Genomic DNA, 20,781 nt, shown 5'->3' on the forward strand with positions numbered 1-20,781 from the left:
GGATCATGCTTTAGCATCTTTGCGGCCTCACCCCTCCGGTGGCGACTGGCGTTTCAGATGCAGATAGGCCGGGCTGAAATCGCCGAGCCGCTGCAGCTCGCGCCATTTCAGGACGATGAGCTCCCCGTCGCGCAGATCCATGGTGCCGCCCCGCCTGAGGTCAGCGAGCGTCCGGTTCACGGTCGCGATCGCCATGCCGAGCGTCTCGCCGAGCTGCACCAGGCTGATGGGCAGGCGGAAGCGATTGCCGCGGACGAGCTGCGCGGCGCGGGCGCGGTAGAACAGCTCGCAGAACAGGTGCGCCATGCGCGCCTGCATCGGCCGGGCGCTGTTGTTGGTGATGGCCTCGCGAAAGATCGAGGCATCGAGCAACGTCTCGCGCCAGACCGAGAGCGCGAAAGTGGGACGGCGCCGGAAGGCTATGAACAATTCGCGATGCGGGATGAAGGCAACCGAGGCGTGCCCGAGCGCCGAGAGCCCATGGTCCATCTGGTCGATGAACAGGCCCTGGGAGTCCGGGAGGTCACCGGAGATATGGAACGCGAGATATTGCCGTCCCCCGCTGCCGAGCAGATGGTAACGCGCCACCATGCCGGAGACGACCAGCGCCGAATGTTCAGGCTCCTCGCCCTGGCGGATGAAATCCTCGTTGGGCGCGACATCGCGCTGCGTGAAGGTGAGCGCGCGGATCTCGTCGAGATCCTCCCCGGTGAGCGCGGTGTGCTCGCTCAGGTTCCGGATCAGCACGTCGTGGGCTTTTTCCATGAGACCACCAAAAATCGCGCCGGATCTATCAAATGATACTTCTGGCCCTGGTTCAGCGGACTAGAACGCGAGACGGACGCACTGGTTGCTAATCCGTTTGCGATCATTCGGGTCGCACCCACACCATCACCTCGACCACCAACCGAGCCCGCCCTTCTCATGAGTCCTACGACGATCCTGGAGCGCATCCGCGGCCTGTTCGCATCCGATACCAGCGAACACATCGACTGCATCAGCGATGCTTTCAAGAACGGCACGCTACGCGAGCCGGCGCATCCGATGTCGGATCAGGAACTCGCCCACGCCATCCGCGAGTTCCGCAGCACTGAGGTCTCCGACTGGACCATCGCAAAGCTTTCGCGGCGCTTCATCGACGCGCCGCGAGAGCGCTGAAGCGCGCCACGAGACTCATGCCGCATCCGAAGTTCATCGCGCGTCTCCAGGCCATCGAAGGCCTGTCAGAGGACGAACGCCAGCAGATCGCGGGCCTGCCGTCCACGCTACGCCAGGTCGCGGACGGCGAGATCGTGCTGCGTCAGGGCGAGGCCGCCTCGCGCTGCGTCTTCGTCGTCAGCGGCTTTCTCTACCAGGCCCGCATCGTCGGCGACCGCAGCCAGATCCTCGCGTTCCACGTTCCCGGCGACATGCCCTGCCTGCACACGCTCCTGGTCACGCCGATGGATGCGGATCTCGTCGGCCTCGGCCCGACCATCGTCGGCTACGTCGCACACAGCCAGCTCCGCCAGCTGCTCGACGGCTCGATCCATCTGACCCGCGCGTTCTGGCGCGAGACGCTGATCGATGCGGCGATCTCGCGGCAATGGATCGCCCGCCTCGGCGCGCAGGCGGCCCTGCCGAAGGTCGCGCATCTGATCTGCGAGCTCGCGGCGCGGCTGGAGATCGTCGGCCTTCTCAAGGACGCCTGTTTCCAGATGCCGATGACGCAGCGCCACGTCGCCGATGCCTGTGGCCTGTCGATCGTGCACGTCAACCGCACCATTCAGGAACTACGGCATCGCGGGTTGATCGCATGGGAGGGCAGCGAGATCGAGCTGCTGCAGCCTGAAGAATTGCGCAGGCTTGCCGATTTCACGCCCGACTATCTGACCTGAGCGCGGAGGGCGAGCGCAGAGGATGGGTGAGCGGACCGCTCTCCCTCGCGTCACGATCGCGGCCGCGCGGTCCGCCATGATGTGAGCAGCGGACCACCGCGGCCGAGGACGGGATCCGTTTTCGGCCTGCGGACCTTGGCGATGCGCTTGACGGCATCGGGACGCTCGCGCGTGTCGGTGCACTCGTCGTACGTCCCGTCCTGCGGATACGCTCCGACGACGCAAAAGTCCCGGCTGGACTCGATCAGCCGGTGTCCAGTGCCGGCGGGCAGCACCAGAACGTCTCCGGCTTTCACGCGGAGGACGCGTCCCTTGACGCCGCCGCACTCGAGCCTGGCCGTGCCGCGCGCCACGCCCATCACTTCGTGGACCCGCGAATGATAATGGACGAAGTCATACACGGTGTCCCGCCACGACCGGCCCCAGCCGTTTGTATCGAACAGCGTGTCGATGATGACATCAGGGGGATAGCGCCTGGACTTCAGATTGACCGCGCCGCGATAGAGCAACACCGGAAAACGCGGATTGTTCGGCACGATGCCATCGTCGCGAAAACGGATGGCTGCCGGCTTCCGGGCCCGCACCAGCGCCCGCAGCGTTGCCGCATCGGGATGCTCCTCCACGAGCTTCTTGGCGAGATTCTTGATCTGGTCCTTGATCGGCATGGCCTGTCCTCAGCCACGATTCAACGACGGCGGAGGTGAGAAGTTTCCAGGCGAACGGGCTTGATCGGCAGCAGGCCCCACTCTGATCTCTCTAGCGATGCCTCGCACCTCCTGAGATCGCGCTACGGCGTGATGATATCCAGCCTGTCCCGCGACGGGAGCGTTGCCTTGAAGGCCCGAAGCGCGGTGTCAACCGCCGCCGCATCGGCCAGCGGCGTGCGGTAGAAATCGACGTTCTGCCGCGACAAGGTTACGCTTCTCGTTTGGAGCACGGCGACCTTCGTCCAGCTCGATGGCACGCCTTTCTCGAACCAGCCCTCGTAAATCATGACGAGACCGACGTCGTGATCGTGGGCAAGGGCCGCCATCTCTGCCGGCCCATAATCTCCCGCCATTCTCGCCTTGCGCACCTGCTCCGAACCAAGGCCCCAGAGATCGAGCGTATAGTTGGTATTGCGATATGCAACCAAGCCGAGATCGTTGACCCCAACCGCATCTCTGTAAAACGATTGGGCGAAACGAGCCATCTGGTATTGCTGCTCGTAGATATCGCTTGCGCCTAGCGGCGAGACCACTGCCGCTGTCATGTAGGGAATCGCCGCGGTGCCGAGCCCGAAGACCACGCCGACCTTCACACGAGACCATTGCAGCGCAGAGAGCCGTGGCTTGAGTTGTGCGATGCCCCACAGCAACGCGGCTGCCGCGAGAGCCATGATGTATACCTCATACCGATTGAACCAACCGTATTGACCGCACACCAGATGGGCTCCGACGGCAACAAGAACAGCCAGAAGGACGATCAGTACCTTGCGATCGGCGCGTAGCAGACTGGCGCACCAGGCAACAGCGAGACCGAGTGCGATGAGCCGCAATCCATACGACGTCATCACGCTCCGCAGCATGTTTCTGACGATAGCGGGTAGCTCGCTCGCGGGCTGATCAAGAGTCGTCAGATAGCCCTTCAACAAGACGGAGCTCGGCAGCAACGGCAGGCCACGCGAGGCCATGAGAACGGCATAGCCCGATAGAGTGACGACAATGACTAGCGCTGCGCCGGCCGCGAAGCGGCGCTGGTCCAGCAGCGTGAACGCCGCGATTGCGGCACCGGCGAATGCGATCCCTTCGAAGCGGATGAGCGGAAGCAGCACCAGGGCGAGGAAATGGAGTGATGTTGGTGCGAACCCGCGCGCAGCCGCCACGAGACCAGCAAAGGTCACGATTGAGGCCCAGACGTGAATACTGTGCTCCATGCCGGTCATGGGCAGCGCGACGGCGCTGACACTGAAGATGAGGAGCAGCGCGATCACGCAAGCGAACAGAAGCTCGCCCACACCATCGAACAGGGCATTCGCCTCCAAGAGGCGTATGATAGCCAAGATTGTCGCACCTGCGGCTGCAACATTGATCAACAACGGACCAAACGCACCGAGATGAAGCGCTTCCGTCAGAGCCAGAAAATATGGCCAGATGATCGATGAGCTAGGCGATGAATATTCCCCGGCGTTGACCCCATATCCGCCGGACAGGATCTGGTCGGCGACCGCAAGGTGAATATACGCATCGTCGAGCGTGAAGAAGAGCCTGAAGTCGCACAGCGCCAGGACTGCGATGAGCTCCATCGCAAGCAATCCCAGCCAAACGAGTATGGCTGCAGTTGAGGGTTGAATCCAGGTATCGGTACCCAATTGTCCCGACGACGCCCTGCCTGTCTTGTCGGGGCAATCGCATTGATCGACGACAGCCATCACACTCCCCTGTCAGTCGCTCGATCACGATTGACGCCTTGCCGGGGTCCATTCCCACATCCTGCGGTTTATCTTAGCCTTCCTAACAGTCGGTGACTGCAAGGCTTGAAATTCAGGTTTCCCTTGGGCAGTCGCAGAGGTAAAGGTTTGGAACTAGGGAACGCTGGTCCGCTCGGCCGCTTGGGTCATTTGCGGTGATGGGGCGCGTTTCCGCGATGTACACGCGACAAACGGAGCTGACGGCGGTTCCTTGAGAGGCGTCGGGCAAAACACCCGGTCAAGCCCACCGCGCAAAAATATTCCACTTTCCCGAATTTCGGATTTGTGGCATATGCGCCTCATCCTGGCCCTGCCAAAGGGGCGCTTCGCGATCGTCACGAGATGCGGGCCGGGTGGCGGTGGACGCGGTAGCGCCGGCGCGATCAGCCTGATGACAGGGCGGGCAACCGTGAGTCTTCAGGGGACGCGATACGACCCGGCGCGGTCACAGCGGTTTCGTCGATGCCTGGGGGCGAGCACACGCAAGCCTCCGGATATTCCGGCGGGATCGTCCGCGGACGGAGAAGTCGTGTGGTCCTGACGCCCGGGGTCTGTGCGTCAAGGCTTGCGGTGATGCGGCGGTCCGACCGGGCACGTGCATCGATCATTCCCGCAAGGCGACGGGGGCAATAGTGCATCGCTCCCCGAGGAGAGCACGAAGGACACCGTTAAAACCAGCCGCGCAGGGAAGGCCGGGCGACCGGCATCACCTGTGGTCCACCCCGTGTGCATCTTCGTCGCGCACGGACTTGCGGGTGCCGCCGGCGCCCGGCCTTCCCTGCGCCCTTTGGTCTTCATGGGGCGCGACGACAGCAAGCCTCGGGCGAGATGCGCCGCGAGAACGGGAAGGCGTGTGTGCTGATGAGGAAGAGCCGTAAGATGGGTAGAGCATTTGCGAAACCCATCATGTATCGGCGCAAGCAAGAGCACGATGGGTTTCGCTTCGCTCTACCCATCCTACCGAAGTCGGCTCTCGTGCCCCTCCACCGCCCGGTCAATGCACCTTTCGCCCCGTCACTGGAACCGTCAGCCCGAGCGGCTCGCACGGTCGGGGCGACGGTGTGACTTTCACCGGCTCCGGCCGTCTCGGCGCCTGCAGCGCCTCCGGAACCTGGCGGCCCTCCGACGGTTGCGGCGGAACCTGGAGCTCGGCGAAGCAGTAACGCCCAGGAAAATGCCTGATCTCGCGGCGGAACGAATGCGCCGCGAGCCCAATTCAAGCCACATCCTCTCCGGATTTGCGGCTCATTGCCACCCAAGTCTTTGATGACAAAGGGCTGGTTGAGAGTTGCGTCATGCGTAACCGGGAGACCAGGATGGGCAACCGCACCGCAAAATTCGTATCCGCGCTAGTCGGCAGCATCATTGCCGGCGCGCCACTGGCCGCCGTGTCGCAGAATGCGCCGGCGCCATCGAGCACAGCCAACGCGGCCGCCGACTGCCTCGCCTCCCCGAAGGGTGCCGCGCCGCAGGGGCAACACTGGTACTATCGTCTCGACCGCACCACCAAGCGGCAATGCTGGTATCTGCGCGCCGCAGGCGGCAAATCCTCCCAGACCGCGCAGGCGACGGCCGACGCACCCGAGGCGGATTCAGCCGCGCCGCAAGCGATGCAGAACGCGCGCGCCGAATACATCGCTCCGCAAACGAGTGCCGCACCTGGCATGCCCAACACGAGCGCGCCCGCGCCCGCCGCAACCAATGCGCAGCCGGTCGCCCAGCAACCACCAAGCGGCGCGCCCGAGACCAACGCGCAGCAGCCAGCCGTGACCGCGCGCTGGCCCGAAACCTCCCCGGCCTCCGCCGCGCCCGCCCCGCGGCCAGCTCCCGTTGCGGCCACCGCGCCACCAAGCGCGAAGCCGACAAAGCCTCCCGCGCCGATGGCGCTGGCCGGGGCAGACGGCACCGCCGACAAGCCGGCCGGCTCGGTGCAGATGCTGCTGCTCGTGATCGGCGGCGCGCTGGCGCTCGCCGGCATCCTCGCCAGCGTCATCTACCGCTTCGCCGGCGGACGCGTACGCGTTCAGGCCGCCGCCGACCGCCGCGGGCACTGGGACGATTGGGCGCCTCAGGACCAGGACGGAAGCCGCGCACCCTGGCTCGGTGCGGAGCCCGCCGTCACGCCGCGCGCACAGCAGGGCCCCGTCGACTTCGATGAAGTTCGGCCGCCGCAGACCGCGCAAATCGCAGCCTTCACCAGGGAGATCGGCAGGATCGCGGCGCAATCCGCGTCCATTCGCAACAAGGCCGCCGAACTCGACAAGGCCGACATCTTCAACGGAAAGTTCGAGATCGAGGCATCGCCCCCGCGGCTCGCAGCCAAGGACATCGGCGACGAAAAGGCCGTCGATCACCAAGAAGATGCGCCGGTAGATGCGCAGACCGGAGATGCCGTCGACGTCGACGTGATCACCGCAATGCTGGAACGGCTGGCGAAGCAAGGGCCGCGGCTGCCGCAGCCTAGCCCTGCAGCTGCCCTTGCAAACCTCGCACGAAGCCAACGAGGCCAATCCGCCGCTCGCGCTTGAGGCGCTCGGCCTTCAGGATCGACTGCACCTCGGCAAAGGCCTCGTCGACGTCGTGGTTGATCACGATGTAGTCGTACTCGGCCCAGTGACTCATCTCGTGGCTGGCGCGGCTCATGCGCTTGCGGATCACCTCGTCGGAATCCTGCGCGCGCGAGTGCAGACGCTTTTCGAGATCCGCCGCCGAGGGCGGCAGGATGAAGACGCTGACGACGTCGGCGCGGGCTTTTTCGCGCAGCTGCTGCGTGCCCTGCCAGTCGATGTCGAACAGCACGTCCTGCCCGGACGATAGCGCGGCTTCGACGGGGCTGCGCGGTGTGCCATAACTGTTATCGAACACGGTCGCCCATTCCAACAGCTCGTCACCCTTCACCATCGCCTCGAAGCGCGGCTTGTCGACGAACAGATAATCCTTGCCGTTGACCTCGCCCGGCCGCATCGGCCGCGTAGTCGCGGACACCGACATTTTCAGGCCGGACATACGGTCGATCAAAAGACGCGACAGCGTCGTCTTGCCCGCGCCCGAGGGCGAGGACAGCACGAACATCAATCCGCGCCGCTCGACACCGTCAGTTCCCTGACCGCCGCTCGTCATCGATCACTCCAGATTCTGGACCTGCTCGCGGAACTGCTCGACCACGTTCTTCATGGCGAGGCCCGTATTGGTCAGCTCGATGTCGTTCGACTTCGAGCAGCAGGTGTTGACCTCGCGGTGAAACTCCTGCGCCAGGAAGTCGAGCTTGCGGCCGATCGGGCCGCCCTTGCCGATCAGCTCGCGCGCCTGCGCGATGTGGGAAGCAATGCGGTCGAGCTCCTCGCGGATGTCGGCCCTGGTGGCGATCAGGATCGCCTCCTGCATCAGGCGGTCGGAATCGAAACGGTCGGAGGTGTCCAGCAGGCTCGCGATCTGCTCGGCGAGCCTCGCCTTGATCGCCTCCGGCTTGCGCCCCGGTGCGACTTCGGCTTTCTTCGCGAGTTGCTCGACCTCGTCGACCCGCTGGGTCAGGATCTGCCCGAGCGAAGTGCCCTCGCGCTTGCGCATCTCGACGAGATCGGCGAGCGCCTTGTCGAAGGCTTCGGCTGCGGCAGCGCGCGCGGCCTTGTCCTCCTCCTCGTCGCCCTCGGGCTCGGCGACCTCGACGACGCCCTTGATGGCGAGCAGGCCGTCGATGCTCGGCGCAACCGCGTCGACCTTGCCGGCGATGACCGCGGCGGCCTTGAGCACGGCGTTGAGCACGTCCTCGTTGACGCGAACGGTGGCCGCGGCGTTGGCGCGCTTGACGGTGAGATTGGCATAGACGGTGCCGCGCGACAGCAGCTCGCCGGCGCGTTTCTTGGCGTGGGCCTCGAGCTCGTCAAACCCCTGCGGCAGCCGCACCCTGAGGTCAAAGCCCTTGGCGTTGACCGATTTCAATTCCCATTCGAACGTATACGGCCCGCTTGCGCCGTGGCATCTCGCAAAGCCGGTCATGGACGACAGCGCCATCAGGTCAAATTCTCCAGAAACACGGGATTCGCGAGGCATCAAGCCACGCGAATCTTAAGACTATTTTGCAGGAAAGTGGAATCCGCAAAGCCGGCAAGCAGGTCTGCAACGCGCCTAGCGCTGGACCACCGGCGGCGAGGGTTGCACCGCGCCCTGCCGCGCCGGTGCTGGAGCTGCGGGGCGTGCCGCCGGCGGCTTTTTCTGTTGGTTGGGCCGGGCCGGCGTGGTCGCCGTCGGCGTATCGGCGGCTCCGGGCGCGACGGCGGCGGGCGGCGGCGCATCCTCGGCCGGCTCCACCGTGTCGTTCTGGATCTGCTTTTCCATGGCGCGGAGCTTGGCGACGTTCTTCTGATGCGCGTCGTAAGTCTCGGTGAAGGCGTGCCCGCCGGTGCCGTCGGCGACGAAATAGAGGTCGCGGGTGCGGGCCGGGTTGGCGGCGGCCTCCAGCGAGGCGCGGCCGGGGTTGGAGATCGGGCCCGGCGGCAGGCCCTCGATCACATAGGTGTTGTAGGGCGATGGCTGCGTGATCTCGCTGCGCTTGATCGGCCGGCCCAGCGTGCCCTTGCCGCCGACGAGGCCGTAGATGATGGTCGGATCGGACTGCAGCTTGATCCGCTGCTTCAGGCGGTTGACGAACACGGCGGCGACGCGGCTGCGCTCGTCGGGCTTGCCGGTTTCTTTCTCGACAATGGAAGCGAGCGTCACCAGCTGCTCCGGCGACTTGACCGGAATGTCCTGATTGCGGCGTTCCCAGATCTCGGCGAGCACGCGCTTGTGCGCCTGCTGCATGCGCTGGACCACCTGCTCGCGCGGGGTGCCGCGCGGGAATTTGTAGGTCTCGGGCAGCAACGTGCCCTCGCGCGGCAGCTCGCGCACGCTGCCGGTGAAGATGTCGTTGTCGGACAGGCGCGCCACGATCTGCTCGGAGGTGAGCCCTTCCGGAATCGTGACGGCGTGCTGCACCACCTTGCCCTCGACGATGGTGGCGATGACGTCGCGGAGCGAGGCGTTCTTCTGGAACGAATATTCACCCGGCTTGAGGTCCGAGCTCGCCTTCAACGCGGCAACGCTGGCGATGAACACCCATGGGTTGATGTCGGTCACGCCTTCCCGGTTCAGCGTCTCGGCGATGTCGCGCTTGCCCGCACGCTGGGGGATGTTGACGATCTTGTCATCCTTGAGCGGCCCGGGCGCCTCGAGCACCTGCCGGCCGTAATAATAGACGCCGCCGGCGCCGAGCATGGCGATCAGCAGGAGGGTGATGATGGCGTTGCCGACGATCACGAAGGGATTGCGCGCACGGTCCGATCGCTTCGGCGGCGGCGGGACCTGCTCGGGCTCCAGCGCTGCCCGCGGACTCCGGGGCGAAATGGGCGGCCTTTCACTCATCGAAACAACCTGAATCCTGCCGGTTCAATCGCGGCCCGACAATCGCTTGCCCTGCCAAATGCACGCGCCCACTTCCATGACTATCGCCGAATACGGCAAAACGGTGGATTCGTCTCAAACTTAAACTAACTGGCGAGGCGCCGCACGATCACCGACGCATTGGTACCGCCGAAACCAAACGAGTTCGACAAGGCGACGTTGACCTCTCGCTTCTTCGCCGTATGCGGCACGAGATCGATCGCAGTCTCCACCGACGGATTGTCGAGGTTGATCGTCGGCGGCACGACATTATCGCGAATCGCGAGAATGGCGAAAATCGCCTCGATCGCACCCGCCGCACCCAGGAGATGGCCCGTCGACGATTTGGTCGAGGACATCGCAACCTTGGAGGCAGCATTGCCGAGCAGACGTTCGACGGCACCGAGCTCGATCTCGTCGCCGAGCGGCGTCGAGGTGCCGTGCGCGTTGATGTAGTCGAGATCGGAGGCGGTGAGGCCAGCGCGCTTGAGCGCGGCCGACATGCTGCGGAAGCCGCCATCGCCATCGGGCGACGGCGAGGTAATGTGATAGGCATCACCCGAAAGACCGTAACCGATCACCTCGGCGTAGATCCTGGCGCCACGGCGCCGGGCGTGCTCGAGCTCTTCCAGCACGAGGACGCCGGCGCCCTCGCCCATCACGAAACCGTCGCGGTCCTTGTCGTAGGGACGCGAGGCCTTTTCGGGTGTGTCGTTGAAACCGGTCGATAGCGCGCGCGCGGCGTTGAAGCCGGCAATGCCGATGCGGCTGATCGGCGATTCGGCGCCGCCGGCGACCATCACGTCGGCGTCGCCCAGCGCGATCAGGCGGGCGGCATCGCCGACGGCATGCGCACCGGTCGAGCAGGCCGTGACCACCGAATGGTTCGGTCCCTTCAGCCCGTGCGCGATCGAGACGTAGCCGGAAGCCAGGTTGATCAGGCGGCCCGGAATGAAGAACGGCGACACCCGGCGCGGTCCGCGCTCCTTGAGCAGGATCGCGGTCTCGGCAATGCCGTTGAGGCCGCCGATGCCCGATCCGATCATGGTGCCGGTCGCGCATTTGTCCTCTTCGGTCTCGGGATGCCAGTTGGCATCGTCGAGCGCCTGGCCGGCGGCGGCCATGCCGAAGATGATGAAGTCGTCGACCTTGCGCTGGTCCTTCGGCTCCATCCACTTGTCGGGATTGAAGGTATCGTTGCTGCCGTCGCCGCGCACGACCGTGCAGGCGTATTTGGTCTGAAGATCGGAGACATCGAAGCTCTCGATCCTGCGCGCACCGCTCTCGCCGTTGAGGATGCGCTTCCAGGTTGGCTCGACGCCGCAGCCGAGTGGCGACACCATGCCGAGACCAGTGACGACAACCCGCCTCATATCCGAAAACTCCGCATCGAAAGATTCACGGCCAATAACAAGAAACCGGCTGACCGCTGGGAAGCGGCCCGTCCGGTTTCAATGTTGTCCCCGCGAAAATGAAGAGCCTTAGCTCTTCGCGTTCTTCTCGAGAAACTTCGTGGCGTCGCCGACGGTGAGAATCGTTTCCGCAGCGTCGTCCGGAATCTCGCAACCGAATTCTTCTTCGAACGCCATCACCAGCTCGACGGTGTCCAGACTGTCGGCGCCGAGGTCGTCGATGAAGCTCGCGGCGTCGACAACCTTCTCGGGTTCAACACCAAGGTGTTCGACCACGATCTTCTTAACCCGTTCGCCAATGTCACTCATTGCATAACCTCGTGTTGTTCCCTGTAGACCCGACCCCCCGGGACGATACGAGCCGTCGTGGTCGTGTTACTTGCCTTCGCTTACGAACTTTGATTTGGCCCCATCCTAACCGATACAGGGCCCGGCGAACGACGGCCAAGGCTCCGCATCGCCAATATACAGGGTTTCAAAAACCTGCAATGGCGTTCTTTGCCCATCCGTTGAGCGTCCGGTTATCATACTTCAACTGCCTTGACTACAAGCCTCATTTCCCTCCGGAAACGGCCGTTTGCCGCATCCGCACAGCCCATGTGGGCAGTGCGGAACGAGCGCTTCAGATCATGGCCATGCCGCCGTTGACGTGAATGGTCTGGCCGGTGACGTAGGCTGCTTCGTTCGAACTCAGGTAGACGGCGGCCGCCGCGATATCCTCGGGCGTCCCCAGGCGGGCGGCCGGAACCTTGGTTAGAATCGTTTCGCGCTGCTTGTCGTTGAGCGCATCGGTCATCGGCGTCTTGATGAAGCCCGGTGCGATGCAGTTGGCAGTGACGCCGCGCTTGGCGTATTCGGCCCCCAGCGTCTTGATCATGCCGATCAGGCCCGCTTTCGACGCCGTGTAATTGCCCTGCCCGGGATTGCCGGTGACGCCGACCACCGACGTGATGGCGATGATGCGGCCGAAGCGCTTGCGCATCATCAATTTGGTGGCGGCGCGAGCCAGGCGGAAGGTCGCGGTCAGATTGACGTTGATGACCTCCTCCCAATCCTCGTCGCGGAGCTGCACGAAGAGATTGTCGCGGGTGATGCCGGCATTGGCGATGAGGATGTCGACCTGGCCCATTGCCGCTTCCGCAGCGGGCACCAGCGCCTCGACCTCATCGGACTTGGAGAGATTGCAGGGCAGCACATGGGTGCGCTCGCCGAGCTTGCCGGCAAGCTCGTCCAGCACCTCCTTGCGCGTTCCTGATATCGCAACGGTCGCGCCCTGCGCATGCAGCGCCTGCGCGATCGCGCCGCCGATACCGCCGGTCGCGCCGGTGACGAGCGCCTTTTTGCCAGTCAGATCGAACATCGAAAACTCCTCCAAAGCACGATCCGGAAAAGTGCGCAGCGGTTTTCCGAAGATCGTGCGTAAACTGAAAAACTCAAGCGCGACGAGAAATCATCGCGCTTCAGCCCTGCTTGGCAGCGGCCAATGCATCCTTGGCGGCGGCAATGTCGTTCGGGCCACCGACCGAAACGCCGACGGCGCCGTCCGCGATGCGCTTGACGAGACCGGATAGCACCTTGCCGGCGCCGATCTCGAAGAACCGGGTGACGCCCTGTCCCGCCATATAGGCAACCGACTCGCGCCAGCGCACGGTGCCGGTGACCTGCTCGACCAGGCGGCGACGGATCTCGTCGGGATCGGTGATGGCGCTCGCCAGCACGTTCGACACCAGCGGCGAAGCCGGGGCCTTGATCGTGACCTTCGACAGCGCTTCGGCCATGGCGTCGGCAGCGGGCTGCATCAGCTTGCAATGGAACGGGGCGGACACCGGCAGCAGCATCGCGCGCTTGGCGCCCTTGGTCTTGGCGATCTCGACGGCGCGATCGACCGCGGCCTTGTCGCCCGAGACGACAACCTGCCCGCCGCCATTGTCGTTGGCGGCCTGGCAGACCTGCCCCTGCGCCGCCTCCTTGGCGACCTCCATGGCGGCCTCGTAGTCGAGACCGAGCAGTGCGGCCATCGCGCCGGCGCCGACCGGGACGGCCTTTTGCATTGCGAGACCGCGGGTGCGAAGCAGGCGGGCGGTATCCGAGACCGTCAGGCTGCCGGCCGCGGCCAGCGCCGAATATTCACCGAGCGAGTGGCCGGCGACGAAGGCCGCATCTCGTCCCACGGAAAATCCAGCCTCAGCCTCCAGCACGCGCAGGGTGGCGACGGACACCGCCATCAGCGCCGGCTGGGCGTTTTCGGTGAGCTGGAGGGTTTCGGCCGGACCATCCCAGATGATCGCCGTCAGCTTCTCCCCGAGCGCGGCATCGACCTCGTCGAACACGGCGCGCGCCACCGGAAAGGCATCGGCCAGGGCCTTGCCCATGCCGACCGCCTGGGAACCCTGCCCAGGAAATGTGAATGCAGCCGTCATCGGCGCTCCCTGCTTGTCGGACACGATCCCCGCGAGAACCGGCAGCCGATTACGCACGGCGTTAGGCCATGGTTCCGGATCGTGCTCCAAAGGGGGCCGTAGACACCGTCCGGGGCCGGACTGTCAAGCCGAGATGGGAACTTCGAGCAGCACTCAACTGGGGATGCGCCCCCTCAAAACCCACCGGCGGTCTGGTTGGCGTCGACCTCCGCTCCGGCCTGCGCACGGCGCGCGCTGCTCGCCAACTGCCCCGGCCGATCCTCCCTGTCAGGCTTTGCCGTCGCCAGCCGCAGCACCGCCGCGTAGTTCGGCTGCACCTCCATGCGGCCGGCGTGCCGGCTCTCGCTCAGCAGGCGATGGACCTTCGGCAGATTGTAGCAGGGCACGTAGAACAGCAGATGATGCTCGAGATGATAGTTCACGTAGTACGGCGCGATGAACAGGCGCTCGAGAACATTGGCATGCGTGGTGCGGGTGTTGCGCAGGGGATCGCTGCTGTCGGGGACGACGGCATGCTCTGCAATGTTGCGGATGCGGGTGATGACCATCATCCAGGTCAGGAGCGGCACCAGCCAGAGCAGCGGATAGGCCCACCATATGCCGGCCGCCGCGAGCGCGGCGAACATCGCGGCGTTGAGGAGGCATTGCGGGCCTAGCTTGTCCCAGAAATGCGCCAGACGCTGCCGCCACGGCCAGTCCTTCGGACCGAGCGCATTGAGCAGCTGCGCCTTGCGCTGCTGGTAGCCAGTCTGTCCGGTGATGTCGCGAATGAACTTGCGGCGATAGCTCAGCTTCGTAATCGGAAACGGTGCCGACAGCACGAGATCGGGATCATCCTCCTGCTGCGTGCGCGCATGGTGCTGCAGGTGGTAACGCCGGTAGCTGCGCATCTCCGCAAATAGCGGATAGGCACAGAGCCACTGGCTCAGGGCCAGATTGGTTTTCTCGTCGGCGGACAGGCAGCCATGTGCGCCATCATGCATCAGGATCGCGAGGCCCAGCTGGCGCGAGCCGATGATTGCAACGGCAAGGACATAGGTGACCGGATTGGGCCACCACGCGACCAGGGCGATCGCGCCAATGATCAGCGCCCAGGCATGCACGATCAGCGCAACACCTTTCCAGGTCACACGCTCTCGCACGTCGGCAAGCTGGTCGTCGGTCAGGAAATCGCGGGCACGCATGCGAAGAGCGGTCATGGCCTAGCCTTCCTCGTTCGAATTGCTTGGTGCCTCGCGGCCCTCGACAAGACGCAGGCGCGCTGCGTCATCAGATTTCGCTTGCTCGCCCAGCACGCGCAGCATCTCGGCACAGAGCGCCTCGGGCGAACGGCCCATGGCGTAGCCTTCGAGAATGACGCCGATAGCGACGGCCCAGAACCGCCGCGAGCTTTCGTCGGGCGCGCGCAGGGAGCGCCAGCCGTGCCGCGCCACCTGGCTCGCATAGGCGCGCGCGCCTTCGCCGTGCAGGCGCTCGATCGTGCGCTCGACCAGCGGTGCAAGATCCTGGCGGCGCCGCGTCAATGTCAGCGCCTCGGCGAAGAAAGCCACTGAATCGCTCGCCGTCACGGTCTCCGCCAGCGCATGCGTGTATTCCCGTGGCGTGCGCGCCTTCAGCGCCGCCTGCTCGGTCGCACGCGCCAGATACAAGAGGTCGCGGCAGGCGCATTCGACGAACAGCGCCTCCTTGGTGCGGAAGTAGTAGGTGATCTGGCTTGGGAAGGCGTCCGCGGCGGCCGCGATGTCGGTGATCGCCGTGCCCGACAGCCCGCGCTCCCGGAACAGCGGACTTGCTGCATCCAGCAGCAGCGAGCGCATCTTGCGGCCGGCCGACCGTGTGGCCCGCGCAGCGTGCTTCGGATCACCCGCCGACACCTCAAGCGGAGCCTGGACCGATTCACCCGCCATCAGCACCTCCCGATCCATTATTTGTATGACATACAACAAATAGGTCAAGCTGGTACGAGAGGGTGGTTTGGACGCGCCTGTCAGCACCGTCTGGCCGAAAACGAGGCGCTCCAACCTTGCCAAGTCAGCCAAAATCCGTATAAGGCGCGCATCCGCAGACCCCGGCCGGGAGCTGAACGGACGGTCTCAGCAAGTCATTCGTGATTTTGGTGTGGCAGGGCCAGTCGGCCCGTCGTCCCGTGTTTCCGCCTTCTGAGCTTAATCCCAGAGTCCTTTCCGAAGGCCTCTTAAGGGCTTGACGCCGGGCGATGCGCCAACATGAGGAAAGGACCACCATGGCTCTTTATGAGCATGTCTTTCTCGCGCGTCAGGACGCGAGCACGCAGCAGGTCGAAGAGCTGACTGCGCAGATGACCGGTATCGTCGAGGGTCTCGGCGGCAAGGTCACCAAGACCGAGAATTGGGGCGTACGCTCCCTCACCTACCGCATGAACAAGAACCGCAAGGCGCACTTCGTGCTGCTCAACATCGACGCGCCGTCCGCGGCGATCGCCGAGATCGAGCGCCAGGAGCGCATCAGCGAAGACGTCATCCGCTATCTCAGCGTCCGCGTCGAGGAGCTCGAGGAAGGCCCGTCCGCGATGATGCGCAAGGCCGACCGTGACCGCGAGCGTGACGATCGTGGCGGCGGCTTCCGCGGCGAGCGTGAAGGCGGCTTCCGCGGTGACCGCGAGGGTGGTTTCCGTGGTGGCGATCGTGAAGGCGGTGGCTTCCGCGGCGACCGCGGCCCGCGCCGTCCACGCGAAGAAGCTGAAACCACCACGACGGATGGGGAGTAAGAACAATGGCCGAAGCTGGTGCACGCCGCCCGTTTTTCCGTCGTCGCAAGAGCTGCCCGTTCACGGGCGCCAATGCTCCCAAGATCGACTACAAGGACTCCAAGCTCTTGATGCGTTACGTCTCCGAGCGCGGCAAGATCGTGCCGAGCCGCATCACCGCGGTGTCCGCGAAGAAGCAGCGTGAGCTCGCCCGCGCCATCAAGCGCGCGCGGTTCCTGGGCCTGTTGCCCTACGTCATTCGCTGATACGACCAATTCGACCGGCGGCGCCAAGCCGCCGGTCGCGACTTTTCTGAACTCATAAGGCTTCCGGATCGTCCGGTCGCCGATGGTTGGGGCGAGATGCCTCTAACCGCTCGAAGGGAGCGGGACAGCTGATGATGGCCTTTGTGCTGATAGCCTTGATCGCCGGCGCTGCGTCGGCCCTGATGTTCGCCTCGATCATTTCGGGCGCGCTGATCTCGCTCGTCCTGTTCTATCTCGCACCGCTGCCGCTGATGGTCGCCGCGATCGGCTGGGGACCGCTTTGCGCAAGCCTCGGTGGCATCGCTGCTGCGATCGGCCTCGGTGCCCTGTTCGGCCTGCCCTATTGCATCGCATTCGCCCTCACCGTCGCGCTGCCGGCGTGGTGGCTCGGCCATCTCGTGCTGCTCAGCCGTCCTGTGGGAAAGGTTGCCGTGGGACATGTCGCGCCTGACGCCACCGCGCCCGCCGAGCCCGAGCTCGAATGGTATCCGGTCGGCCGCATCCTGCTGTGGCTCGCGGGCTTCGCCACGCTGACCACGATCGCCGCCCTGCTCACGCTCGGGACCGACGCCGAGACCATCATCGGTACGCTCAGGCGCGGCCTGATGCGCCTGCTCCGGGCCACCGACCCGCAAACCTCCGGCGAAGCCGGACAGTTCGTCGACGCGCTGGTGCGGATCGCACCAGCCGGGGCTACCATCATCGCGATGATGACGCTGACCCTCAACCTCTGGCTCAGCGCCAAGGTCACGGCGACGTCGGGCCGGTTGCGACGCCCGTGGCCGGATATGAGGACGGCCGAGCTGCCGCCGATGACGTTGGTGGCGCTGTGCATCGCGCTCGCCTTCTGCTTCACCGGCGGGCTGCTCGCGATCGTCGCCCAGATCACCGCGGCCGCGCTCATGATGGGCTATGCGGTAACCGGCTTTGCCGTGCTGCATACGCTCACGCTGGCACTGAAGAGCCGCACCTTCTGGCTCGGCTCGGCCTATGCCGCCGTGGTCGTGTTCGGATGGCCCGTGATCGCGATGGTGATCCTCGGCCTTGCGGATGCCGTGTTCGGCTTCCGCGAACGCTTCCTGCGCAGCCGGCAACCGCCGCCGCTGCCGACCCCTTGAGTTCAACCCGAAACCGAAACCTTACAGAGCACTTCAAAAGGAGAACGAATATGGAAGTCATTTTGCTGGAACGCGTCAACAAGCTCGGCCAGATGGGCGAAGTCGTGAAGGTTCGCGACGGCTATGCCCGCAATTTCCTGCTCAAGCGCGGCAAGGCGTTGCGCGCCACCGCCGACAACCGTGCCAAGTATGACGGCATGAAGGCCGAGCTCGAGGCCCGCAACCTCGCCTCGAAGGGCGAAGCTGCCAAGGTCGCCGAGAAGATCGAAGGCAAGAACATCATCGTGATCCGTCAGGCCTCGGAAGCCGGCCAGCTGTTCGGCTCGGTCAACGTGCGTGACATCGTCATCGCGTTCGAGGCCGATGGCGTATCGCTCGCCCGCCCGCAGATCCAGCTCGACGCGCCGATCAAGACCATCGGCAAGCACGCGATCACCGTCGCCGTCCACCCCGAGGTCGAGGTCGAGATCACCGTGACGGTCGCGCGCAGCCAGGACGAGGCCGAGCGCATCAACCGCGGCGAGGACATCTCGACCCGCAACGAGGACCGCGACGCAGCCGCCGAGGCGATCGCCGCCGCCGGCGAGTTCTTCGATCCGGAAGCCGAGCACGACGACGTCGCGCCGGCGCCGGCCGCGGAAGAGAAGTAAAAGGCTCAACTCGTCATTCCGGGATGGTCCGAAGGACCAGACCCGGAATCTCGAGATTCCGGGTCTGGCGCTTGCGCCCCATCCCGGAATGACGGGCACGATTAAGGCCCGGTCGCCTCAGGCGGCCGGGCTTTTCGTTTTGGCGGCGACGTCCTCGCTCAACATCGCGATCGAGGCCAGCGCCGTTGCCGTGTGCTTCTCGACGCCGCCGCTGACACAGAACACGTCGGCCGCAACCACCGACACCTGGCGGCCCGGCTTGATCACCCGGGCACGGCAGATCAGCTTCTCGCCGACCGCGGGCGACAGCAGGTTGAGCTTGTATTCCGCCGTCAGGGCCGGCTGGCCGCGCGAGGTCGCGGCTGCGATCGTCGTGGCGTTGTCGACCAGGAAGGCGGTGACGCCGCCGTGGAAGAAGCCGTGCTGCTGCAGGAGCTCCGGCCGGCGGTCCACGGCGATCGTGCAGGTGCCGCGCGACAATTCCGAGAGCTCGGCGCCGACCAGGTTCATGAAACCCTGCCGGCCGACATTGGCATGGATGTGCTCGGCGATCGGTGCAAATTCAGGATCTGCGTCGTTGCGCATGCGGCCTCTCCTTATTGTTTGTTGATGCGATCGGGCGGGACCAGCGCGCGGATTGCGCAGGCGATCAGCGTATCGGCCTCGACGCGCGGATCGGCGCGGTCGCGTCCCGACAGGAATGCACGGCAGAAGATCTGCGCGGGACCGATGAGCTGGCTGACGAACATCACCGGCGTCATCGGCAAGAGTTCGCCATTTGCAACCAGCGGCGCGCGCCAGCGCTCGATGCCATCGGCGAGCCGCGCATTCTGCGCGCGCTGGGCGTCGCGAACTTCCTCCCCCCACTCGCTTCGCGAAATCTCGAACAGGTAGCGCGCCTCGCGCCGGCTGGTCACGACCCACTCAAGATGTGCCCGGATCAGCCGGTCGATGCCCTGCTCCGCATCGGGCACGGGATCGAGCGCCGCCAGCACCGCGGCGTGATAGTGCCGCAAGACCTCAAGAAACAGCGCACCGGCAAGCTCCTTCTTCGAGCCGAAGGCGTGAAAGAAGCTGCCATTGGAGGCGCGCGCCCGGGTGCGGATCGCCGCCACCGTCGCGGCTTCGAAGCCGACGCGGTCGAACGCGATCAGCCCGGCTGCCAACAGGTCGTCCCGCACGCTCGCCGTCATTGAGGCCTCCTAGAGTAGCACTCTAGAGCAATACTCTAGGTGCGGTCAATGCAATGCGGAGGCCGCGATGAACGCGGCCTCCGCATGTCGATCAAAAACGTCGCTGGCTTAGCGCGAGATAGGCGGCGTTGGCGGACCGGACTGCTCGGCCGGCGCAGCAGGTGGGGCTGCAGCGGTCGCGGGCGGTGCGGGCTGCGGCTTGGCCGCCGGTTCGGAGCTGGCCGCAGGCGCGGCCGGCTTGGGAGCAGCCTCTTCCGCCGGCTTGGGTGCGGCTGGCTCGGCAGGCTTTGCAGCCGGCGTTACCGCCGGGACCGGATCGGGCCGCAGCGCCGGAGCTTCGCTGCCGCGGGGCTCGACCTTGGCGCTGTCGGGCCTGGTCTCAACGGGCTTCTCGGATGCCTTGCCGCCGTCGGGCTTGGCCTCGTCGCGACCGGGCTCGACCTTCGCCGCGTCGGGCTTGGACTCAGGCTTGGATTCGGACTTGGATTCAAGCTTGGGCTCGCTCTTCTTCTCGTCAGTGGCTGGCGCGGCGGCATCGACCTTCGGCGCCTCCTCGGTGCCGGGCTTGGCGCGGCGCTTGCTCTTGCGTCCCTCGGGCGCAGCCTGTCCCTCGGGCTTCGTGCCCTCCTCGGCCGGGCGTGCGGCGCGCTTCTGGCGCGCACCCTCGGCTGCGGGAGCAGCAGCCTCGCCGTCCGGCCTGGCCGCGTCCTGGGCGCGCGGGCGGCGGCCCTGATGCTCGGGATTGGTGCTCGCGTCCTTCTCCCTGGCGCCGTCCTTCTTGCCGTCCTTGGCCTGGTAGCGGGTGTCGGTGGCACCGTTGGAGACGAGATAGGAGGCGAGGATGCCCGCCATGTCCGAGCTCGTGGTGTAGTGCTGGCGCAGGAAGCCCGGCAGCGAGCCCGGCGCGACGGACTTCAGAAGTCCGCGCGGGCTCTTGTGGCACGCATTGCAGGTCTGCGCGAAAAGCTGGGACGGGGTTTTGCCGGCCTCGAGGTTGGTCACCTGCGCAAAAGCGGTATCGGCCGCGCCGAAGCCGATCAGAAGCAATACCGTCGCGAGGCTGAGCGCTCGGCTCGACATTCCCATCATCTCCATTGAATTCCGAGAGGTGCAGCCGGCGTCCGGCGCGGCAGCGGTCACCTTTTATCCGATTGAGCCACGAATGGAAGCAGGCACCACGCGCAAGGATGTGATTAAGCGGTTTGCGAATATCGGCTGTGAACTCAGCGCATTAGCGTAGCCGATCCTGCCTC

The 20,781-nt window shown here is 65.2% G+C and carries 22 protein-coding genes; 7 read left to right on the forward strand and 15 right to left on the reverse strand.

What is annotated here, in order from left to right:
• Positions 1 to 27: 27 nt before the first annotated feature.
• Positions 28 to 765, reverse strand: a complete 738-nt coding sequence (locus A3AS_RS0110545; protein ID WP_018317561.1) for a Crp/Fnr family transcriptional regulator — start codon at positions 763 to 765, stop codon at positions 28 to 30.
• Between the two features lie 159 nt (positions 766 to 924).
• Between A3AS_RS0110545 and A3AS_RS0110550 the strand changes: the two genes are divergently transcribed.
• Together A3AS_RS0110550 and A3AS_RS43385 are read left to right on the forward strand one after the other, a co-directional pair.
• Positions 925 to 1,158 (forward strand): hypothetical protein, encoded by a 234-nt coding sequence (locus tag A3AS_RS0110550; RefSeq protein WP_018317562.1) that lies wholly within the window; start codon positions 925 to 927, stop codon positions 1,156 to 1,158.
• Between the two features lie 17 nt (positions 1,159 to 1,175).
• The gene (locus tag A3AS_RS43385; protein ID WP_018317563.1) at positions 1,176 to 1,877 is read left to right on the forward strand and encodes a Crp/Fnr family transcriptional regulator; all 702 of its coding nucleotides are present in this window, start codon (positions 1,176 to 1,178) and stop codon (positions 1,875 to 1,877) included.
• A 50-nt stretch (positions 1,878 to 1,927) separates the two neighbouring features.
• On the opposite strand, the gene A3AS_RS0110570 is transcribed toward A3AS_RS43385, so the two are convergent.
• Both A3AS_RS0110570 and A3AS_RS0110575 read right to left on the reverse strand, forming a co-directional pair.
• Positions 1,928 to 2,542, reverse strand: a complete 615-nt coding sequence (locus tag A3AS_RS0110570; RefSeq protein ID WP_018317564.1) for a cupin — start codon at positions 2,540 to 2,542, stop codon at positions 1,928 to 1,930.
• Positions 2,543 to 2,664: 122 nt separating this feature from the next.
• Positions 2,665 to 4,287 carry a hypothetical protein gene (locus tag A3AS_RS0110575; protein WP_245283183.1) on the reverse strand — a complete coding sequence of 541 codons (1,623 nt, stop codon included), beginning with the start codon at positions 4,285 to 4,287 and terminating at the stop codon, positions 2,665 to 2,667.
• A 1,334-nt stretch (positions 4,288 to 5,621) separates the two neighbouring features.
• On the opposite strand from A3AS_RS0110575, the gene A3AS_RS0110580 reads away from it, so the two are divergent.
• Positions 5,622 to 6,854, forward strand: coding sequence for a hypothetical protein (locus A3AS_RS0110580; protein ID WP_018317566.1), 1,233 nt, complete (start codon positions 5,622 to 5,624; stop codon positions 6,852 to 6,854).
• Here the strand turns inward: A3AS_RS0110580 and gmk are convergent.
• From gmk to A3AS_RS0110625, 9 genes are all read right to left on the reverse strand, one after another.
• Positions 6,787 to 7,446, reverse strand: a complete 660-nt coding sequence (gene gmk / locus A3AS_RS0110585; RefSeq protein WP_018317567.1) for a guanylate kinase — start codon at positions 7,444 to 7,446, stop codon at positions 6,787 to 6,789. The genes A3AS_RS0110580 and gmk overlap by 68 nt on opposite strands.
• A gap of 3 nt (positions 7,447 to 7,449) precedes the next feature.
• Positions 7,450 to 8,337, reverse strand: coding sequence for a YicC/YloC family endoribonuclease (locus tag A3AS_RS0110590; RefSeq protein WP_018317568.1), 888 nt, complete (start codon positions 8,335 to 8,337; stop codon positions 7,450 to 7,452).
• A gap of 114 nt (positions 8,338 to 8,451) precedes the next feature.
• On the reverse strand, positions 8,452 to 9,726 hold the full coding sequence (gene mltG, locus A3AS_RS0110595; RefSeq protein ID WP_018317569.1) for an endolytic transglycosylase MltG: 1,275 nt from the start codon (positions 9,724 to 9,726) through the stop codon (positions 8,452 to 8,454).
• Between the two features lie 125 nt (positions 9,727 to 9,851).
• Positions 9,852 to 11,117 (reverse strand): beta-ketoacyl-ACP synthase II, encoded by a 1,266-nt coding sequence (gene fabF, locus A3AS_RS0110600; protein WP_018317570.1) that lies wholly within the window; start codon positions 11,115 to 11,117, stop codon positions 9,852 to 9,854.
• A 108-nt stretch (positions 11,118 to 11,225) separates the two neighbouring features.
• The gene (locus tag A3AS_RS0110605) at positions 11,226 to 11,465 is read right to left on the reverse strand and encodes an acyl carrier protein (RefSeq protein WP_008130699.1); all 240 of its coding nucleotides are present in this window, start codon (positions 11,463 to 11,465) and stop codon (positions 11,226 to 11,228) included.
• 313 nt (positions 11,466 to 11,778) lie between these two features.
• A complete protein-coding gene (fabG, locus tag A3AS_RS0110610) occupies positions 11,779 to 12,516 on the reverse strand; it encodes a 3-oxoacyl-[acyl-carrier-protein] reductase (protein ID WP_026201873.1) in 738 nt (245 codons plus the stop codon).
• A gap of 100 nt (positions 12,517 to 12,616) precedes the next feature.
• The gene (fabD, locus tag A3AS_RS0110615) at positions 12,617 to 13,576 is read right to left on the reverse strand and encodes an ACP S-malonyltransferase (RefSeq protein WP_026201874.1); all 960 of its coding nucleotides are present in this window, start codon (positions 13,574 to 13,576) and stop codon (positions 12,617 to 12,619) included.
• A 173-nt stretch (positions 13,577 to 13,749) separates the two neighbouring features.
• Positions 13,750 to 14,775: a fatty acid desaturase family protein gene (locus A3AS_RS0110620; protein ID WP_018317573.1), complete on the reverse strand. Its 1,026-nt coding sequence runs from the start codon at positions 14,773 to 14,775 to the stop codon at positions 13,750 to 13,752.
• 3 nt (positions 14,776 to 14,778) lie between these two features.
• The gene (locus A3AS_RS0110625; protein ID WP_026201875.1) at positions 14,779 to 15,483 is read right to left on the reverse strand and encodes a TetR/AcrR family transcriptional regulator C-terminal domain-containing protein; all 705 of its coding nucleotides are present in this window, start codon (positions 15,481 to 15,483) and stop codon (positions 14,779 to 14,781) included.
• Between the two features lie 335 nt (positions 15,484 to 15,818).
• On the opposite strand from A3AS_RS0110625, the gene rpsF reads away from it, so the two are divergent.
• The 4 genes from rpsF (at position 15,819) to rplI (ending at position 18,335) form a co-directional block, all read left to right on the forward strand.
• Positions 15,819 to 16,322, forward strand: coding sequence for a 30S ribosomal protein S6 (gene rpsF, locus A3AS_RS0110630; RefSeq protein ID WP_026201876.1), 504 nt, complete (start codon positions 15,819 to 15,821; stop codon positions 16,320 to 16,322).
• A 5-nt stretch (positions 16,323 to 16,327) separates the two neighbouring features.
• A complete protein-coding gene (rpsR, locus tag A3AS_RS0110635) occupies positions 16,328 to 16,567 on the forward strand; it encodes a 30S ribosomal protein S18 (protein ID WP_007592020.1) in 240 nt (79 codons plus the stop codon).
• Positions 16,568 to 16,698: 131 nt separating this feature from the next.
• The gene (locus tag A3AS_RS0110640; protein ID WP_018317576.1) at positions 16,699 to 17,685 is read left to right on the forward strand and encodes a hypothetical protein; all 987 of its coding nucleotides are present in this window, start codon (positions 16,699 to 16,701) and stop codon (positions 17,683 to 17,685) included.
• 50 nt (positions 17,686 to 17,735) lie between these two features.
• Positions 17,736 to 18,335 carry a 50S ribosomal protein L9 gene (rplI, locus tag A3AS_RS0110645; protein WP_018317577.1) on the forward strand — a complete coding sequence of 200 codons (600 nt, stop codon included), beginning with the start codon at positions 17,736 to 17,738 and terminating at the stop codon, positions 18,333 to 18,335.
• Positions 18,336 to 18,452: 117 nt separating this feature from the next.
• Here the strand turns inward: rplI and A3AS_RS0110650 are convergent, their stop codons facing one another.
• From A3AS_RS0110650 to A3AS_RS0110660, 3 genes are all read right to left on the reverse strand, one after another.
• Positions 18,453 to 18,920 carry a PaaI family thioesterase gene (locus A3AS_RS0110650; protein WP_018317578.1) on the reverse strand — a complete coding sequence of 156 codons (468 nt, stop codon included), beginning with the start codon at positions 18,918 to 18,920 and terminating at the stop codon, positions 18,453 to 18,455.
• Positions 18,921 to 18,931: 11 nt separating this feature from the next.
• Entirely contained in the window at positions 18,932 to 19,528 is a 597-nt protein-coding gene (locus A3AS_RS0110655; RefSeq protein ID WP_018317579.1) for a TetR/AcrR family transcriptional regulator, read from the reverse strand.
• Positions 19,529 to 19,636: 108 nt separating this feature from the next.
• Positions 19,637 to 20,608 carry a hypothetical protein gene (locus A3AS_RS0110660; RefSeq protein WP_026201877.1) on the reverse strand — a complete coding sequence of 324 codons (972 nt, stop codon included), beginning with the start codon at positions 20,606 to 20,608 and terminating at the stop codon, positions 19,637 to 19,639.
• Positions 20,609 to 20,781 lie beyond the last annotated feature (173 nt).

The organism is Bradyrhizobium sp. WSM2793, assembly GCF_000379585.1.
Taxonomy (GTDB): domain Bacteria; phylum Pseudomonadota; class Alphaproteobacteria; order Rhizobiales; family Xanthobacteraceae; genus Bradyrhizobium.

Bases quoted from the DNA above. Each gene is read 5' to 3' on its own strand.
- A3AS_RS0110655 (WP_018317579.1), bottom strand. From the start codon at position 19,528: ATGACGGCGAGCGTGCGGGACGACCTGTTGGCAGCCGGGCTGATCGCG.
- A3AS_RS43385 (WP_018317563.1), top strand. From the start codon at position 1,176: ATGCCGCATCCGAAGTTCATCGCGCGTCTCCAGGCCATCGAAGGCCTG.
- fabD (WP_026201874.1), bottom strand. From the start codon at position 13,576: ATGACGGCTGCATTCACATTTCCTGGGCAGGGTTCCCAGGCGGTCGGC.
- rpsF (WP_026201876.1), top strand. From the start codon at position 15,819: ATGGCTCTTTATGAGCATGTCTTTCTCGCGCGTCAGGACGCGAGCACG.
- rpsR (WP_007592020.1), top strand. From the start codon at position 16,328: ATGGCCGAAGCTGGTGCACGCCGCCCGTTTTTCCGTCGTCGCAAGAGC.
- A3AS_RS0110620 (WP_018317573.1), bottom strand. From the start codon at position 14,775: ATGACCGCTCTTCGCATGCGTGCCCGCGATTTCCTGACCGACGACCAG.
- A3AS_RS0110660 (WP_026201877.1), bottom strand. From the start codon at position 20,608: ATGTCGAGCCGAGCGCTCAGCCTCGCGACGGTATTGCTTCTGATCGGC.
- A3AS_RS0110550 (WP_018317562.1), top strand. From the start codon at position 925: ATGAGTCCTACGACGATCCTGGAGCGCATCCGCGGCCTGTTCGCATCC.
- A3AS_RS0110570 (WP_018317564.1), bottom strand. From the start codon at position 2,542: ATGCCGATCAAGGACCAGATCAAGAATCTCGCCAAGAAGCTCGTGGAG.
- A3AS_RS0110605 (WP_008130699.1), bottom strand. From the start codon at position 11,465: ATGAGTGACATTGGCGAACGGGTTAAGAAGATCGTGGTCGAACACCTT.
- fabG (WP_026201873.1), bottom strand. From the start codon at position 12,516: ATGTTCGATCTGACTGGCAAAAAGGCGCTCGTCACCGGCGCGACCGGC.
- A3AS_RS0110590 (WP_018317568.1), bottom strand. From the start codon at position 8,337: ATGGCGCTGTCGTCCATGACCGGCTTTGCGAGATGCCACGGCGCAAGC.
- A3AS_RS0110580 (WP_018317566.1), top strand. From the start codon at position 5,622: ATGCGTAACCGGGAGACCAGGATGGGCAACCGCACCGCAAAATTCGTA.
- rplI (WP_018317577.1), top strand. From the start codon at position 17,736: ATGGAAGTCATTTTGCTGGAACGCGTCAACAAGCTCGGCCAGATGGGC.
- fabF (WP_018317570.1), bottom strand. From the start codon at position 11,117: ATGAGGCGGGTTGTCGTCACTGGTCTCGGCATGGTGTCGCCACTCGGC.
- mltG (WP_018317569.1), bottom strand. From the start codon at position 9,726: ATGAGTGAAAGGCCGCCCATTTCGCCCCGGAGTCCGCGGGCAGCGCTG.
- A3AS_RS0110625 (WP_026201875.1), bottom strand. From the start codon at position 15,483: ATGGCGGGTGAATCGGTCCAGGCTCCGCTTGAGGTGTCGGCGGGTGAT.
- gmk (WP_018317567.1), bottom strand. From the start codon at position 7,446: ATGACGAGCGGCGGTCAGGGAACTGACGGTGTCGAGCGGCGCGGATTG.
- A3AS_RS0110640 (WP_018317576.1), top strand. From the start codon at position 16,699: ATGATGGCCTTTGTGCTGATAGCCTTGATCGCCGGCGCTGCGTCGGCC.
- A3AS_RS0110575 (WP_245283183.1), bottom strand. From the start codon at position 4,287: ATGGCTGTCGTCGATCAATGCGATTGCCCCGACAAGACAGGCAGGGCG.
- A3AS_RS0110650 (WP_018317578.1), bottom strand. From the start codon at position 18,920: ATGCGCAACGACGCAGATCCTGAATTTGCACCGATCGCCGAGCACATC.
- A3AS_RS0110545 (WP_018317561.1), bottom strand. From the start codon at position 765: ATGGAAAAAGCCCACGACGTGCTGATCCGGAACCTGAGCGAGCACACC.